Source organism: Comamonas odontotermitis (assembly GCF_020080045.1).
GTDB lineage: Bacteria > Pseudomonadota > Gammaproteobacteria > Burkholderiales > Burkholderiaceae_C > Comamonas > Comamonas odontotermitis.
In genome coordinates, this window is sequence record NZ_CP083451.1 from 110,020 (window position 1) to 127,013 (window position 16,994).

Here is a 16,994-nt window from a genome sequence, read left to right on the forward strand (position 1 = left end):
CATTATTAAAGTTGCGCGCCCACTTTTGTGGCAAAAATATCAAAATCCTTCGATAAATATAATTAGCAAAAATAAAGCCATATATAGTATAGTCAAGTATTTGAGCATGAAAATCAATTTTTTCAACTTCTTATTTTTTATAGTCGACCCCAAAAATACGATTCTCCAGAAAATATATATTTTACCATTCTGACTATTTTCATATGAATTAACAGATGGCATTCCTATTTCCATCCACAGTAATGGATCTTCTTTTTTTATAATTGAAAAAATATACTCAGTAAAAATCAACATTAATGCGGCAAAAATTGCCATCATAATAATTATTGCTACTGAGTAATTCATTAATTTCTCCACCCAAATGTGACAGAGGCCGATTGCCCGATATTACCTACGCCAACATTGGCCGAACTAGTGCTTCCAGAAACACCATACGCAGATGTTCCGCTCAATCCATAAACACCATTACCAAATGATCCGTTAATTTGAACTACAGGTCCATGCGCGCCGTCACCTGTAGTGATTGTTGGCAAAGGTTTTGTGATGGTACATCTTAGTCCCGCCCCCACACCAAATCCCAAATAGGTTAAACCTTTTGTTGAGTTCACACTTATAGAAACCACCGGAGATAGGCCACTTTTGAATGGAATAGTAACCGACATGTTTACTCCGTCCCCCGTAAAAACTTCAGTTGTTGGCAAACTAAGTCTATTAGAAGGATCCGAATTCAATAAATTAATTTCATTAAATGGTATTTGACTTTGACCAAATCCCGATTTTCCATTTGGATCTATGTAATTTATCGGGTCAGAAAATGTATACCCATACAGATTCGTATCCCCGCCCTCGAATAGAATCGGATCCTTCGCAGTCCATCTCCCCGTCTCCGCATCGTAATCCCGAGCCCCGAATCGCGTCAGGCCCGTATCAGGGTCGTACAGCCCTCCAGCAAACCCAAAGGGCTGGAAGTTGGGGTTGGTGTCTTCCATCACATTGCCCCAGACGTCGTAGCTCAACTGCTGCTTGACTTCACCCGTTGCGGTGTCGATGACCACACGCACGCTGCCCAGGTGATCGGTAATGATCCGGTAGGTTTTGCCATCCTTGAGCATGGCCGATGAGGCGCTTGCTCTTTCTCCGTAAAGAAACACGCTGCGAATGGAGCCATCCGGCCCAGTCTGCGCAATAGGGCTGAGCTGGTTTTGGTAGATCAGCCCATATTGCATGACCCCATTCTTTTGCTTGCCGATGCGGTGGTTTTGCAATTCAATAATATATCCAGCAGAACTTCATAGAAGGAGAGATATTATCAACTAGCTTACCTAGCAATAAATATTACATTCGCAGAAATATTGATTACTATCCTATATGAAATCATTCCACCCTCTTCAATAATTCTTTAAATTTTGAAATATCTCTTTCGTCGTATATTTCAAATTTATTTGAAATACATTTTTCAATTCTTTTTTTGAAAATTTCTTCTATTGCACTCTTTCTTATTTGATTCATATTGAAATTAATTACATATTCTCCCGTGCGAAGAAGCAAGGTATATATGGAGTTATGCATATTTACAAAAATTGCTTCACCCTCTATCCCCAAACATTTATCTACTATATTCTCTTGAATTTCATATAATCCATCAATTGTATGGAGATTTTGCTCAAATTTAATAATCTTCATATCTATGACTGAAGGCCATTCTCGAATAGCTGCATGGAAAAAATCTTCAAAAGACAGTGTATTCATGATAATTATTTCCTAATTCTGCCATCAGGCCAAATACTATTTGGCGTATTACCCTTTTCCTATGATTTTTTATCGGGCCAGCTTACGCATTTAGAAGCAAGTTGCAAATAGTACCTTCTGACCCTATCTACGCTTTTGATAAGACTAACGACTCGGTAAAATCCACCTAGCGGAAATTCCTCAGCATAAGCCGATCTCACTGCATTTTCTTATTAAATTGATCATTCAATTACTCGAGCTTTTACAAAATAATTTACAACTATCAAGTGAAACAAAAAAGTGATCGGAGTTAATAATATATATGAAAATACACCCTCTTCATCATGAAGATAAATGCGCAACCAGGTGGCAAACAACCACAAAACTGGAGTTCCGATCAGCGACTCAACTAAACTCACAAATCTCAGATCAGTTTCAATATTAGAACTACAAAAGGGACATTTCGATCGAACTCGGAAATAAAGCCACGCATATTTATGACCACAGGCAGGGCATGCTAAATTGTGTGTTCTATTTTTCATTTGCATATTGATGAACAAATCTCTTTTTTCACATATATTCCCAAGCCAGTTCCAATTACCCCACCGCCCGCTATTGCATTACATGCAGCAACAGGAGGAGATAATACGATTGTGCAAATAAGCTTGCACTGACCATACTCAACTTCTTTTTGGCTTCTATTTTCACTTGGTGCTGGTAGTAAACCCGCAGCACATTCCGCTGTAGCACAGTTTCTGTTCGGCTGTTTAGGTTGTGCCCACTCAGGCCAACCCGGCCTTCTCGGACGAGCATCGCTTTGCAGTCCTTCAGGATCAATGTAATTCACTGGATCTTGCAAAACATAACCATAGAGATTCGTATCCCCACCCTCGAATAGGATCGGATCCTTGGCAGTCCATCTCCCCGTCTCCGCGTCATAATCCCGAGCCCCGAATCGCGTCAGGCCCGTATCTGGGTCGTACAGCCCGCCAGCAAACCCAAAGGGCTGGAAGTTGGGGTTGGTGTCTTCCGTCACATTGCCCCAGATGTCATAGCTCAACTGCTGCTTGACTTCACCTGTTGCGGTGTCGATGACCACACGCACGCTGCCCAGGTGATCGGAGATGATCCGGTAGGTTTTGCCATCCTTGAGCATGCCCGATGGGGCATTCGATCTCTCCCCATATAGAAACACGCTGCGAATGGTGCCATCCGGCCCTGTCTGCGCAATAGGCCTGAGCTGGTTTTGGTAGATCAGCCCATATTGCATGACACCGTTCTTTTGCTTGCCGATGCGGCGGTTTTGCGGATCGATCACATAGGCAATATTGACTCCGCCAGGCAGGCCCACACTGCGAAGATTGCCCAGGCTGTCGTATTGGTAGCTCGTTGCTCCTGCTGCCGTGGTCTTGGCCTGCAGATCACCTGCTGCGTTGTACTGGTAGGTGTTGCCCTTCCAGGTTTGCAGCCGGTCTTCGCTGTCGTAGGTGGCGATGAGGGTGCCGTTTTCATGGGTGCGATTGCCATTGGCGTCATAGCCCCACGCAGTGGAGGTTGTGCCGCTACCGCCTTCTTCTGCGGTGTGGGTGATAAGGCGCCCTGCGCTGTCGTACACATAGCTATGCGCGCGTGCAGCACCAAGAACACGTTCTTGCTGCTTGGCAATGCGGCCCAACAGATCCCGCTCGTAGCTGAATTTGGCAGGGAAGGCATAGCGGTAGTTGGCTTGCTGGAGGTCATCAAGCAGCTGTAGCACTTCAGCATACAGACCCGTGACCGCCGCAGTGTTGTAGCTGCTGCTATCAGTAATTACACCTGCATCTGGGCGATTGTTGCCAAGTGCAGATACTGCTACCGCCCCTGATGCTGTCGTCGTGCGCAGCGCAATGGTTTGGTCTTTGGCGCCGCTTGCCCAACTGTAGTTAGGACTGCTACTCGATGCTTGCGCCTCAATATCGGCAAGTTGACTGCGAACCACCTCCAGACAGTAATCAGGGTTGCGGGGTTGCGCCGCGCCATAGGTGGAGATCAACTCATTGCGCTTGGGGGCATCAAGCCCTGGGGTGTCATAGGTCCAGACCCATTCCCACACCTCTCCTCCATAGAAGGAGGTAAGGATCGGCCAGCCACGCAGACGGCAAGTATCACGCCGGGAGATTTCTGCCAGCAATTCGCCAGAGAGGCTGCGTATTTTTTGCAGCAGCAATACGCGGGTAGCATCGTCTTCGGGGCTGGAGGGCGCATTGCCGGTGTAGCTCATGCCCACAACTTCACCGAACGCGTTGTAGTCGAAGCTGCTAGCGTAGTTGCCTATATAGCCCCCTGCTACCTGGTTTTTTTCGCTGGCATGCACGATAGACAAGGGACCCATTGTCTTGATTCGGTTTGCCGTGTCATAAATGACTGGCACCGTGATAGGCGCCGCAGTTCCCGCGCTCAGGCTGATCTTGTTAGGCCTGCCGTAGCTATCTACGCTGGTCGAGTAGCTCGCATTGAGGCCGCCGCTCCACTCAAAGCCGGTCACAACCGAATCGGTACGCAGGTAGGTCAGGCGTGTCCCATTCGCCTCCTGACTGGCCAATTGACCCACTGTGTCGTATTGAACGGCGGTAGAGCCAGCATCACTGCCGATGGTGGACAACCGCGCAGCGGCGTCATACCCAAAGGTAATGGTTTGGCCGCCTGGCCTGCGGATTTGCGTGGGCTGCCTATCGCGGTTGTATGTCCAGGTGGTGCTGGTATCAGGGGCGTTGTAGTTGGCCAGTTGCTGAGCTGCCGTATAACCAAAGCGGTGGCTGGAGCCCGAAGGGGTGACCAGCTGTGTCAAATTGCCCATGGCGTCGTAGTTATACACGGCGCTACGGCCATCAGGCAGTGTGACCCGGCTTGCCCGGCCTGCTGCATCGTAGCTGTACAGCGTGGTTTGGCCCAAGGCATTGGTCATTTGCGATACCTGGCCTCCGCCGTTACTACCATAGGGGTGGTATTGCCATTTGGTGGTACGGGTGGGCTCGTTATAGGCGTAGGTGTTGATTTCCTGCAGCAGCCCCTTCTGGTTATATTCAAGATTGAAATCGGCACCAAATGGGACTGTTACGCGAACTGGCTGCATCAATTCGTTTAAATCTGCAAAGGTGCGATCGCCTGCGGGGCTGATGGAGGTTAATCTAGGGCCGTAACTCTGATTTTCAAATCGAGTCACCCACGAAATATTATTCTGTGTGCTGGTTGAGATCCAATTCTTGAAATTGCGGTCACCCCATATTCCTGCGCGCCGCTCTGAAAAACTGTTAAGCAGGTTTCCATTTTTAAGGGTGTAACTAGGCATCGAAGCCACTGAGCCAAACTGGTAGTCTGGGTAACTGCTTCCATCAATAGATGTTCCATTGGGAAGGTTTCTAACAGAGGCCCCAGTAATGAGATTATCCCTATATGAGGTCTGTCCTCCATCAAATCCAATGGAAGTTTTTTCTATCGTACTGCCTTGAGCCAGCTGCTTGACAGACTTGCTTCTACCCTCTGCCGTGGTTGCAGTAATGGTGTTGGTCTTATTGTCGCGCGTAAGCCGCCATCCGCTACCATCTGGCGCATTATTGGAAACCAATTTTCCAGTGCCATCGTAGCTGTATCGATCTACCCCGCCCGATGGATCGTGATACTCAGTCAGCAATCCTTGGCCGTTATAGACCATCTTATGGGTAGCGCCCCCAGGCTCCGTGACGCTCGCCAACTGCCCTTGGCTGTTGTATGCCAATAGCGTTTCTTGCCCATCCGTGCCGATGACTTTGGTCGCACGATCATTGCTGTCGCGCTGCCAAGTGGCTACATTGCCAAAACCATCAGTGACAGATGTCAGATAGCCCTGAGCGTTATATTGATATGTCGCCAAAGCCTCTCCAGTAAACGCACTGTTATAAGTTACTGGACGTCCATCGGCTTCAAAAATCTCATAACCTTTACCATCTGGCTTACCAACGCGATACACTCCCTGGTCCAAATATGGCATTCCCGCAGAGAGCCTTCCAATTCGCCCTTGGTAGTCCATACCCATTACGCCCAAATCCTGATTGAAGCCAATCATATTTGAGAAAAAATTGCCGCTAGAAGCATCTCTTTTGGAGATGAGGCGGATTTTCCCGTTTGGATCAAGAGTTGAGATTTCGTCATCCATCTGCATGAGCAAATTGGAAGCCGGTCCAGATGCTGCATTCAGATATGAAGGGAGTACGGCCACATACTCCAGTGCCCCCGCTTGGGTATATCGATAGACATTGATACTCGGGTTAGCTGTTACCAAGACCCATGCTTGCCCATTGGTTGATCCAACAACCTTGGCAGGACCCGACACATCCAGGCGAATCAACATCCCGCTAGGTGTCAGCCGCGCGAGTTCACCCAATCCGGTTGTCAGCAGCACACTCATATCTGGCAGTGGAGCCATGGACCGGACTGTGATCGCCGCGTCCACTGCCCGCACAGGTACACCCAATGGTAGGCTGACATCACTGCCTCCATTACCCGCAATGGTGTTGATGATTCCGTTTGGTGAAACGCGTCGCAACCGACGATTGCCAATATCTGCAATGTAAATGCTGCCGTCCGCTGCCTCAGCGGTCGCGCCAACGGAGTTGAATTTGGCATCAATAGCAGGCCCCCCATCGCCAGAGTATCCTGCCTCGCTCTGCCCCGCGAATACACTGGGCGGCGATGATGCATTGTTCAAATCGTGCTGCATCAATACCCGATGCCCTTCTGACATCAGAATGCCTCCATCACTCAACAGCCTCAGCTGCGAGCTATAGGGTAATTTGGTATCCGATACCGACTGAACAGCTACAGCCATCTTGGATGCAGCCTGCAACTGCCCCCCAGCTTCATGCAGTATCTGCTTGTCTGGGTCGTACAGCCGCAGTCCTCGCAAAGACCAGCCTCCCATGTTTGCCTGAGATACATCAAAACTATTTTCAGGAGGCGCCTTGATCGATTTCGCTGCCCTGGTGCTCTGGATCTCAATGGTCGGATCTTGTCCGCCTCCTCGAGAGAACGAAACACTAGATGCAGATTTAGCAGTATCAAATGCGCGAGCGAAGTCTGCAGGACTGCTGTAGTACACCGCCGCATAACCATATTTCACCAAGGACCGTAGAGTAGCTACCCCGCCGGTAACTCGACGACCATATATATCTTTTCCATCCCAACTGCTTTCGTCAAACTGTGGGGTAGAGGCAAACTCCGCAGCACTCCTCGCTCTGACGATCCTGCGGCCCGCAAAAGAAAAATCCGTCTGTGCATAGCGCAACGCAGAATTCGGCACCCACGCAGCCGATTTAATGCGCGTTCTAATCTTGGTTGGAGCAACAACGGGTTGCCCAATGTCAAGGCGCTTGTCACTCCGATAATAAAGATCAAAAGGTGTTCCGCGCAAGGCAATGGATTGCCCCACCGCACGCTGCTTTACATAGATGTCGCATCCGCATTCAATGTCTTCCTCCAATCCAGGCGGAGGCTCTTCATTGTCCGGATTGTCCGGATCTGGCGGATTGTCATCGGGCGGCGTGGTGGGCGGAGGACCATCACTTGGAGGCTCGTCATCAGGCGGAGGTGGCGCATCAGGTGGAGGGCCCCAGGGCCAGTTGCAATCCCATGGCGTGAAATGTGTCATGGGAGTACGCCACAACTGCGTGCCCACTGGATACATTTGCGCAAGCGCTTTCAGCTCGTCAGCAGTAATGCCAAGCTGCGCAAGTTCTGCGCTGGTGGCGGCACGATCAGCCTCGGTGATTCGAAGTACTGCCTGGCCTGCCTCGATGGACAGAATTTGAACTACACGTCCGTTATCCGAGCCAATCCACGCCGTACGCTCAAAGTCATACCAGCCCGCCGGAACCGCTGTACCGACAGGGGCTTGAATGAAGTTATTGGTGTATGTATGGACTGGTTGGTTGAAGCGGACATGCTTGGCACCAAGCGCCTGTGCCTCATCTGCCGAGAAGTTGGCTGCCCAGGTGTAGCCCACGGTGGTGGGCAATTCCCCTGGCATGGTTTGCGGGCCGTTTTCACCAATGGTGTATTCGGAAACGCGGACAGTGAGCTGCTCCAGATTCTGGGTTGAGCCATCCGCCATTTCTGCCACGGCCTTGGTGCCAGCGGGAAAGACGATGGTCGTGCGACGTGCGCCTCGGTAGTCCGTGTTCTCCCCTCCCCAATAGGTCTGCAGCTCGTTACGGGTGAGGTCAATCTGGCTGTACTGGTTATCAAAGGGGATAAGCACCACATCATCGGCAAAGGCCCAATCGCGCCACGGCGTGTTCACTTTGCGCTGTGCAGAGAGATAGCCCGTCTTTTCAACATGCACAGTGAGCCAGCCACCACCATTGACAGCCATGTCAAACCAGCCATCAACGCGGGTTTGCGTGTAGCCGTACTCTGGATGGCCCTGGATTTTGATGGTCGCCCCTGCCAGTGGGTTGCCATTCTTGTCCAATATTCTGCCGCGCAGGACCGCTGCCCGGATGGGGTCTATGGTTCCTGCAGCGACGTCCTTTTGAATGGGGTCTGTATCGTCATAGAGGAATTTGGTGCTGTCTTTAAAAGACGTCAGCACATTGGGCGGAAGTGGCGTGGCGCGTGTCTTGGGGTCTGGCGGAAGCTTGCCGTCGTCATTGACCCCCAAGAGAAACTGCTGGGTTTGTGTCTTGCCATTCCCGTCTCGCGCAAGCAGGGTAATGCGGTGCATACCTGTGTTGGAAGGTGCCCAACGTACCATTTGTTCAGGCGCCGCCCCCGAGATCGTGACACCCGCAGGGGTACTGGCACCGACAACTTCAACAGTGACGGGAGTTCCGTGGCTGTCCACAGCCCGCACCTGGTACTTCCAGTCAGCATTGACTTGCGCGGTCAAGCCGGGAACGCTCACAAAGCGTGGCAGGTCGGAGGCTTTCTCGAATGGAGACACGTCACGGTTGCCGGAGACTATGGGCCCGCCGCCATCCGTGCGCCCTGCATTGGCGTCAATTCGGATGAACAGCTGTCCATCGCTGATCACGCCGTAGAGTGCCATCAGATCCGGGGTGTTGAGAACATTGTCACCTTCGGAGTCAGTGGCGAGTGCCGATATACCGGCCCAGTCCGCAATGCTGGTGTCGTGGATGCTGAGTTTGGAGAGTGCATTGGCCGCGCTGACAACGCCGGTGACCAAGGCAGAAGATGCCAGCACGATGGTGCAGATCGCCACAACGGCGTTGCCTTTGATGCGGCCTGTTTTGATGCCCCACCACCCAGCCACAGCCATGGCGGCGGCAAGTGCCGCAATGAGTGCTGCGCTCATCAGTGGCACTGGTGTGGCGCTGCTGGCTTGAGGGTTTGGTACCGTGAGACCGATGGAGCCATTCCCCTGCCCGCTCACAGGGCTGATGAGGTAATCGCCCGAGGCACCCACGTTGAGCGTCAGGTACTGGCCTGGCTTGACGCCCAGTTGCGCCATGGGAATGGCCGCTTCAATGTGCTCGGTGACTTTTCCTGCAGCTGTTGTGCTGGGGAGCTTGCGGGCGCCGGACTCTACCGGAGCGGGGCTGCCCCAGGCATTGTTGCTGCAGGAGGCAAGGGTAACCGCGTTGACGGTTGCGCCCGCAGCGTCCTGGGTGGTGTCGATATGGACCTGGTAGTCAATGCCGGAGAGGCTTTGCGAGCCCGAGGCATCTTGAACCGTGGCAGAGCAGCCGGTAGTGCCACTATTTGCGCCACCATCCGTATCGATATACAAGGTGTAGCGCTGGCTTCCGATGGTTTGTGCAAAAGTAGTGGAGGGAAAGCATGCATAGAGCGCAATGGCAATCGCCAGAAGCTGCAAAACCCATAGGCGAATGAATCGTTCGCTTCTTTGGCCAATCCAATCAAGAATGGCGCTGATAGGGGTGGTCTGGCCTTGGGGCATTGCCGTCTCCTCTGATTTTTAAAATAGCTTTTGGCAAGTCAACTTCCTTAAACAATTGTTTGAAACTATTTCCAGGTCGTCATTGCGCTTTATCAAGTAGGTGTTCGCACCGCAGCCTCTATGCAACAAAGCGCGGGAATTGGAATAGGAATCTGGGCCTTGCCCCGTCTCCATCGCAGGTTCTGCCTCAACCAAGATGCCAAACGGATGCGGAGCGGCATATGTCACCTCACGGGGTGTTCCTGCCATGAATCTTTCGACTTCGCCTCATAGCGGGGGAGGCGAATCTCTCTGCGAAAAATGACGCCATGACCATTCTTCTCATGGGGGTGAAACGGCTTGCCCGAAGACAATAATAATTCTCATTTATTATTAAGATATATCTTAATTACCCAATGAGCTGTCCATGACCTTGCAACTGAGCCTGCCTCCCCCGCCTTCTGCCGAGCTGCTGGCTGCCCGTGCGCCGCAGCGCGTGCGCCATGACATTCAACTGCGCCGCACCACGGTTCAATCCGTTCGTCGCATCACGCCACACATGCTGCGCATCACCCTCCAGGGCAGCGATCTGGCCGGGTTTGCCAGCCAGGGCTTTGACGACCACGTGAAGCTGCTTTTTCCCGATGCCAGCGGCCAGTTGCAGGTGCCGCCCATGGAATCCGACGGCCTGCCCCCGGCGTTGCGCGCCTCGATGCGCGATTACACGCCGCACTCGTATGACGCGGATGCCCAGCAGCTGTCCATCGACTTTGCCGTGCACGAGGCAGGCCCCGCCACTGCGTGGGCGCTGCAGGCCAGCCCTGGCCAGCAGTTGGGCATTGCCGGGCCGCGCGGCTCCTTCATCATTCCGGCTGCGTTTGACGGCCACCTGCTGATTGGCGACGACACCGCCCTGCCCGCCATTGCCCGCCGCCTGCAGGAGCTGCCCGCAGGCACGCGCGTGGTTGCGGTGGTGGAAGTGGACAGCGCCGCCGACGAGCAGGACCTGCCCAGTGCGGCCCAGGCGCAGATTCACTGGGTACACCGCAATGGCCGCCCTGCGGGCGACGCGGAAGGCATTTTGCAAGCCCTGTCGCAGCTGAATGCACCTGCAGGCGACTATTACTGCTGGGTGGCACTGGAGTCCACGGCTGCCAAGACGCTGCGCCACGCGCTCGTCACCCAGTACGGTGCCCACCCCAAATGGACCAAGGCGGCCGCCTACTGGAAGCGCGGCAGCCAGGGTGTGCATGAGGTGATCGAGGAATAAGCAGAGAACCTCACGCAAAGGGCGTAGCCCTGGCGCTGGGCTCCAGATACCGGGCGATGCGCCAGCACCCCGGCAAATGCCTCCGCAGACGCCCTAGCGAACCACTTCGCCCGCAGAAATACCGGCCTCGCCCGTCTGGGACTGGGGAAGCGGTTGTGCCGACGCGGGCGTAGCGCGGCGCCACACCACATCGCCGCCTGCCGAAGGCTGCTGCGCGGGCACCCCGGAGTTGACGGGAGACACGACCACGCCGCGCTCGATGGGCGGCGGGTTGCCGCGCGGGGCAGGGGCCGTGCCGCCGAGCGAGGGCGCGGGAGCCGCCTGTGCGCCGTCATTGCCGCCCGCTGCACCCGGCCCGGGTACCACCACGCCCGGCTGGGGGCGTACCGGGTCATTGGGGCGCGGAGCCTGGGGCTGCACCACTTCGCCATTGAAGGCGGGGTAATCGCCTTCGCCGCTGGGGCCCCGAGTGCCGTAGTCGGGCTGGGCAGGCGTGCCAATAGGGCGCGCTTCCGGGTCGTCCACCACAGGCGGGCGGTGGTCGCCACCGTTGTTTGCAGGGCCTTGCACGGCGGGAGGCTGCTCGAAGGGGTCCACCGGCTCCTTGCTGGTGCCAAAGCCCAGCATCCAGCTGCGCAGGCGCTGTACAAAGGTGTTGTTCTCGGCTGGCTGCTCAAAGCGGGCTGCGGCATCGACCAGTTTGGTTCGCTGCGCGGCAGCGGCAATGTCGGCCACGATGGGCAGTGCGCTGTGCGCGCCTTGGCCCCAGTAGTCGTTCAAGGTGACGCGGCTGTCGTTGAAGCCGACCCAGGCCCCGGCCACGAGGTCGGAATGCATGAGCATGAACCAGCCATCGGCGTTGTCCTGTGTGGTGCCGGTCTTGCCAGCCCAGTCGCCTGTTACACTGTAGCGCGCCACGCCTCTGCCAGTGCCTTTGCTGATGACGCCGCGCATCATGTCCACCAGCGCATAGGTCACACCGCTGTCAAGTGCCAGCTCGGTCGGCTGTGGCTCGAACTCGGCCAGCACCTTGCCTTCGCGGTTGGTGATGCGGGTAACCATGACGGGGGCCCGGTAACCGCCGCCGTTGGCCAGCGTGGCATAGCTGGTCACCATTTCCTGCAGGGTCACGGGGCTGGTGCCCAGCGCCAGCGACATCACCTCGTCAAGCTTGCTGTCGCGCACGCCCAGCGCGCGGGCCAGTTTGGCTACCTTGGCGGGGCCGACCTTGGCCATCACCTGCGCGGTGATGGTGTTCTTGGAGTAGGCCAGGCCATCGGCCAGCGTCATCGGCTGGTTCGAAGGCGGGCCGCCGTCGGTGGGGCGCCAGTGCTGGCCGCCAGGCAAGGCAATGTCCACCGCTTCGTCCATCAATTGGTCGCTGGGCACGGCGCCGTTGAGCAAGGCCGCGCCATACACAAAGGGCTTGAAGGTGGAGCCGGGCTGGCGGCGCGCCTGGGAGACATGGTCAAACGGGTCGATGGCAAAGTCGCGGCTGCCCACCCAGGCCAGCACATGGGCGTTGCGCGGGTCCATGGCCATGAAACCGGCCTGCACGCGCACCTTGTCCTGGCGCAGGTCGGCCATGAAGTCGGCGTCGGCCAGCAGGCGCTTCAAGGCCTCGTCCTTGTCTTCGCCGCCCTCCACCGCCTGGCGGTAGGCCTTGCTTTCGCGCACAAAGCTTTGCACCAGCGGGTTCTTGGCCGAAAAGGCCGCGCGCGGGCTCCACAGCCCGTTGGCAGTCACCTGCAACTGGCGGCCATGGCGCGCAACAGCCTGGTTGGCCCATTGCTGGATGCGCGAGTCGATGGTGGTCTGCACCACCAGGCCGTCGGCATAGAGGTTGTAGTCGTTGGCGTCGGCCCAGTCGATGAGCCATTTGCGCAGCGCCTGGGCAAAGTGCGGCGCCATGCCAACGGCTTCGTCCTGGCGCTCGAAGTCGAGCTGAATGGGGCGCTTTTTCAGCGCCTCGAATTCCTTGTCGCCCAGCTTGTCGTGCTTGTGCATCTGCGCCAGCACGGTGTTGCGGCGCGATACGGCGCGCTCGGGGTTGCTGACCGGGTTGTAGTAGCTGGTGCCCTTGAGCATGCCCACCAGAGTGGCGGCCTCGATCACGCTGAGCTTGCTGGCCGGCTTGTCAAAGTACGTGCGGGCCGCCATCTCGATGCCAAACGCGTTGTAGAGAAACGGTACGGTGTTCAGGTAGGTCTCCAGGATCTCGTCCTTGGTGTAGGCCGATTCGATCTTGTAGGCGGTCACCGCCTCCTTGAGCTTGCGATTGAGCGAACGCGCACGGCCGATTTCTTCAGGGAACATATTGCGCGCCAGCTGCTGGGTGATCGTCGATCCGCCCTGTGGCCGCCCCATGGCCGTGTGGATGACCGAGCCGAAGGTGCGGCGCCAGTCCAGTCCCCCGTGCTCATAGAAACGGTGGTCTTCGGTAGAGATGAGCGCGTTGATGACGTTGGGCGAAATGTCCTTGAGCGCCACCCATTCGCGGTTGGACCGCTTGTACTGCGCCAGCACCTTCCCGTCCGCCGACATCAGCTGCGTGGGCGCCTCCACCTTGGCTTTTTGGATATCGCTGATCGACGGCGTCAGCGGTATCAGGAGCAGCACGTACAGCAGCAAGGCCACCGGCAGGGCCAGTACGGCCATCAGCCATTGCTTCCTGCTGCGGGAAGCCACCCAGGCGCGCAAGCGGGCAGCTTGGGGGGCAAGGGCATGGGCCACGCGGATGGCCGTATTTTTGAGTGCGGAAAAAAGAGGCATCGCCTGGGTATCTCATCTGCAGAACGGGGCTTGCCGGGGTGCTTCAATCTCGCATGCCCGCAAGCGAATCGCACATTGTCGGGCAGGAGCAGTGGTACGGTAGCCCCCTGTGCCAATACTGCCGCAGGCGCTGTAACAGGCACGCAAAGGGGTATCTACCCGCCCTTACTCTTGTTTTGATAGCTGCCTGCGCTTTACCTCTGTACACCAAAGGCGTTTTTCACCGCTGTTTTGGCAATGCATACCCTGCAATGGCCGCCCATGCAGTTGCAACGGCAGCACGAAGGCTTTACGTTTGGCCATAAAAGCCATGGCAGCGGGCTCTTTGGCGGCCATACCGCTGCGGGCCCCGAAGCGGCCCACGCATCAACGCATGGAGGCAGGGAAAACAGGGCGCTTTGCGCCCTGTTGCGATCCAGCCATTTGCCGGGTTACTGCATGAACCAGCCGTGGCTCACCACCATCGACTGGCCGGTCAGCGCATTGGTCGGGAAGGCTGCAAAAAACAGCGCCACGCGCGCCACATCGTCCAGCGTGGTGAACTCACCGTCCACCGTCTCCTTCAGCATCACGTTCTTGATCACTTCCTCTTCAGAAATCCCCAGCTCCTGGGCCTGCTCCGGAATCTGCTTGTCCACCAGCGGCGTGCGCACATAGCCCGGGCAGATGACGTTGGCCCGCACACCCTGCGGCCCGCCCTCTTTCGCCACCACCTTGGCCAGACCTTCGAGCCCGTGCTTGGCCGTGACATACGGTGCTTTCAGCCGCGAGGCCTCCTTGGAATGCACCGAACCGGTGTAGATGATGCTGCCGCCCCGCCCCTGTGCATACATATGCTTGATGCAGGCGCGCGTTGTGAGGAAGGCGCCATCCAGCTGGATCGCCAGCATCTTCTGCCATTCGCCCAGCGAAAAATCCTGCACCGGCTTGACGATCTGGATCCCTGCATTGCTGACCAGGATGTCGATGCCGCCATAGGCCCGGACCGCCGCCTCCACCGAGGCGTCGACTTGCGCCTCCTGCGTCACATCCACAGCCACGCCCATTGCCGTGCCGCCCCTGCTTTGGATATCCTGGGCCGCGGCATCGGCCGCTTCCTGCTTCAGATCTGCAATCACCACCTTGGCACCTTCCTGTGCATACAGATCGGCAATTGCCTTGCCAATGCCACTGGCGGCGCCTGTCACATACGCCACCTTGCCTGCGAGTTGCTGAGCCATTGTTCATGTCCTTTCGATAGAAAACAGATATCGCCGGGCCATGCTGCGCCGGCCGGGGTGCACCTGTCGTAGGAGCACAGGCCATTTGCACAAGTACACAGAGCCGGACTTGCAGCGGATGGGCAGTTGAGACCGCCATCGCTTTATCAGCCAATCTGCTGCGCTTCAAAATCAGGATGGCGACCGACGCCCTGGTTCGCAGACGCCAGCAGCGCGGCAATGCGTTGTGCAAGGCTTCGCACCAGCCTCTACACTTGCACTTTTGCCAGATTGCATGACACCACCATGAACATCACCAAAGACAGCGCCGTCACCATCCAGTACAAAGTGACCGACGACAAGGGCAAGCCGCTCGACAGCGGCAACCTGGCCTACCTGCACGGCGGCTATGAAAACATCTTCCCCAAGGTGGAAGCTGCTTTTGAAGGCCAGTCCGCAGGCTTCAGCACCACCGTCGATCTGGCCGTGGAAGACGCCTTTGGCGCCCGCGACGAAAGCCTGGTGCGAACCATCCCCAAGGCCGAGTTCCCGCCCGGAGTGAAGGTGGGTGGCCAGTTGCAGGGTGCCAACGACAAGGGCGAACCCCAGGTCTATTACGTCAAGAAAATCAAGGGCCCCGAGGTGCACCTGGATGGCAATCACCCGTTGGCAGGGCTTGCACTGCGCTTCAGCGGCAAGGTGATCGATGTGCGCGCCGCCAGCGCAGAAGAAATTGCCCATCGCCACGTGCATGGCGCGCACGGCCACCACCATTGAAGCCCTCGGGGGCGCTGACATCCGGTGCGGGCGCCCCTGCACCTGAAGCAAACAAGCGGCTGGCGCGCATCCTTTTGTGCACCAGCCGCTCTTTTTTGGATAGCAAAACCATGTCAACTGCGCTGATCGAACCCCGCACCGCCCGCCTGCAGCTGCGCCAGTGGCGTGCACAGGACCGCGAGGCATTCGCTGCCATGGTCGTCGACCCGGAAGTGATGCGCTATTTTCCGGCCCCGCTGACGCGCGCGCAAAGCGATGCCATGGCAGACAAATGCGAGGCACTGATCGCCGAACGCGGCTGGGGCATATGGGCGGTGGAGCGTCTGGCCGACCAGCAGTTCATCGGCTTGGTGGGCCTGCATGTGCCGCAGCCCGATCTGCCGTTTTCGCCCTGTGTGGAAATCGCCTGGCGTCTTGTACAGCACGCCTGGCACCAAGGTTTTGCCACGGAAGCCGCGCGGGCGGCTCTCACCGTCGGCTTTGGCCCGCTGCAACTGGCCGAAATCGTCGCCTTCACCACGCAAACCAACACCCCGTCACAGGCGGTGATGCAGCGCCTGGGAATGGAACGCGACAGCGCTGGCGATTTTGACCACCCTGCCCTGCCTGCGGGCCATCCCCTGCGCCCCCATGTGCTCTATCGACTGCGTGCGGCACATTTTGGCGAGCCGGCCGAGCGCCAAGCGCCTCTAGCGCCCCTGTAGGACGATTGATATTTCTCAGGGCTTTTACCGATAAGCCGAGGTATACGGTCAACGCTCCACATTTGCGCGCTACGATGGTACGCAACCTGGTGTAGCAATGCATCGCCATTGCGCCACCCCGTTGCAATGGCCGGGCGGGGGCCCGGCAGGTTCGAGAAAGGAGCACATCTATGCAAGTTCAAGTGCACGCTGGCGACAATGTCCAAGGCGGTGAATCCCTGGCGCAATGGGCGCAGACCGAAGTACAGGACAAGCTCTCACGCTTTCGCGAATATGTGACACGCGTCGAGGTCTACCTGACCGATGTGGATGCACTGAAAGACGGCGGCAAAGGCAAGCGCTGCGTGATGGAAACCCGTGCCACTGGCCGCCAGCCCCTGGCTGTGAACGCCGAAGCCGAGAAAGTGGCGGAAGCATTCAACGCTGCCCTTGAAAAATTGCACCGCGCGCTGGACACCGACATCGCCAAGATGCGCGACAAGAGCAACCGCGACACCATCCGCTCCGGCAATGAACTGGACAGCGAAGCCTGATTCCAGCCTCTCCATTCAGCTTCCAGCAAAAGCACCGCCCAGCGGTGCTTTTTTATTGCCAATGGGCTGGCAAAGCTGCTTCAGGCAGCAACCACTGCG

Annotated in this window: 10 protein-coding genes; 4 read left to right on the forward strand and 6 right to left on the reverse strand. The window is 56.4% G+C overall.

Features of this window, described 5'->3' with window-relative positions:
• Positions 1–39: 39 nt before the first annotated feature.
• The 4 genes from LAD35_RS00505 to LAD35_RS00520 form a co-directional block, all read right to left on the reverse strand.
• Positions 40–345: a hypothetical protein gene (locus LAD35_RS00505; RefSeq protein ID WP_224150822.1), complete on the reverse strand. Its 306-nt coding sequence runs from the start codon at positions 343–345 to the stop codon at positions 40–42.
• Positions 345–1,265: an RHS repeat-associated core domain-containing protein gene (locus tag LAD35_RS00510; RefSeq protein ID WP_224150823.1), complete on the reverse strand. Its 921-nt coding sequence runs from the start codon at positions 1,263–1,265 to the stop codon at positions 345–347. The genes LAD35_RS00505 and LAD35_RS00510 overlap by 1 nt, the downstream gene beginning before the upstream one ends.
• Before the next feature lie 109 nt (positions 1,266–1,374).
• Positions 1,375–1,749 carry a hypothetical protein gene (locus LAD35_RS00515; protein ID WP_224150824.1) on the reverse strand — a complete coding sequence of 125 codons (375 nt, stop codon included), beginning with the start codon at positions 1,747–1,749 and terminating at the stop codon, positions 1,375–1,377.
• 517 nt (positions 1,750–2,266) lie between these two features.
• Positions 2,267–9,661 (reverse strand): RHS repeat-associated core domain-containing protein, encoded by a 7,395-nt coding sequence (locus tag LAD35_RS00520; RefSeq protein ID WP_224150825.1) that lies wholly within the window; start codon positions 9,659–9,661, stop codon positions 2,267–2,269.
• A 406-nt stretch (positions 9,662–10,067) separates the two neighbouring features.
• Between LAD35_RS00520 and LAD35_RS00525 the strand changes: the two genes are divergently transcribed.
• Positions 10,068–10,910, forward strand: coding sequence for a siderophore-interacting protein (locus tag LAD35_RS00525; RefSeq protein WP_224150826.1), 843 nt, complete (start codon positions 10,068–10,070; stop codon positions 10,908–10,910).
• A gap of 93 nt (positions 10,911–11,003) precedes the next feature.
• Here the strand turns inward: LAD35_RS00525 and LAD35_RS00530 are convergent, their stop codons facing one another.
• Positions 11,004–13,682, reverse strand: coding sequence for a transglycosylase domain-containing protein (locus LAD35_RS00530; RefSeq protein WP_377779537.1), 2,679 nt, complete (start codon positions 13,680–13,682; stop codon positions 11,004–11,006).
• A gap of 431 nt (positions 13,683–14,113) precedes the next feature.
• Positions 14,114–14,902: a 3-hydroxybutyrate dehydrogenase gene (locus LAD35_RS00535; RefSeq protein WP_224150827.1), complete on the reverse strand. Its 789-nt coding sequence runs from the start codon at positions 14,900–14,902 to the stop codon at positions 14,114–14,116.
• A 285-nt stretch (positions 14,903–15,187) separates the two neighbouring features.
• Here LAD35_RS00535 and LAD35_RS00540 point away from each other — a divergent pair, with 285 nt between their 5' ends.
• The 3 genes from LAD35_RS00540 (at position 15,188) to LAD35_RS00550 (ending at position 16,895) form a co-directional block, all read left to right on the forward strand.
• Positions 15,188–15,658, forward strand: a complete 471-nt coding sequence (locus LAD35_RS00540; protein WP_224150828.1) for an FKBP-type peptidyl-prolyl cis-trans isomerase — start codon at positions 15,188–15,190, stop codon at positions 15,656–15,658.
• A 110-nt stretch (positions 15,659–15,768) separates the two neighbouring features.
• Positions 15,769–16,362, forward strand: a complete 594-nt coding sequence (locus tag LAD35_RS00545; RefSeq protein ID WP_224150829.1) for a GNAT family N-acetyltransferase — start codon at positions 15,769–15,771, stop codon at positions 16,360–16,362.
• A 170-nt stretch (positions 16,363–16,532) separates the two neighbouring features.
• Positions 16,533–16,895 carry an HPF/RaiA family ribosome-associated protein gene (locus LAD35_RS00550; RefSeq protein ID WP_224150830.1) on the forward strand — a complete coding sequence of 121 codons (363 nt, stop codon included), beginning with the start codon at positions 16,533–16,535 and terminating at the stop codon, positions 16,893–16,895.
• Positions 16,896–16,994 lie beyond the last annotated feature (99 nt).

Bases quoted from the DNA above. Each gene is read 5' to 3' on its own strand.
- LAD35_RS00535 (WP_224150827.1), bottom strand. From the start codon at position 14,902: ATGGCTCAGCAACTCGCAGGCAAGGTGGCGTATGTGACAGGCGCCGCC.
- LAD35_RS00515 (WP_224150824.1), bottom strand. From the start codon at position 1,749: ATGAATACACTGTCTTTTGAAGATTTTTTCCATGCAGCTATTCGAGAA.
- LAD35_RS00520 (WP_224150825.1), bottom strand. From the start codon at position 9,661: ATGCCCCAAGGCCAGACCACCCCTATCAGCGCCATTCTTGATTGGATT.
- LAD35_RS00540 (WP_224150828.1), top strand. From the start codon at position 15,188: ATGAACATCACCAAAGACAGCGCCGTCACCATCCAGTACAAAGTGACC.
- LAD35_RS00545 (WP_224150829.1), top strand. From the start codon at position 15,769: ATGTCAACTGCGCTGATCGAACCCCGCACCGCCCGCCTGCAGCTGCGC.
- LAD35_RS00550 (WP_224150830.1), top strand. From the start codon at position 16,533: ATGCAAGTTCAAGTGCACGCTGGCGACAATGTCCAAGGCGGTGAATCC.
- LAD35_RS00505 (WP_224150822.1), bottom strand. From the start codon at position 345: ATGAATTACTCAGTAGCAATAATTATTATGATGGCAATTTTTGCCGCA.
- LAD35_RS00530 (WP_377779537.1), bottom strand. From the start codon at position 13,682: ATGCCTCTTTTTTCCGCACTCAAAAATACGGCCATCCGCGTGGCCCAT.
- LAD35_RS00525 (WP_224150826.1), top strand. From the start codon at position 10,068: ATGACCTTGCAACTGAGCCTGCCTCCCCCGCCTTCTGCCGAGCTGCTG.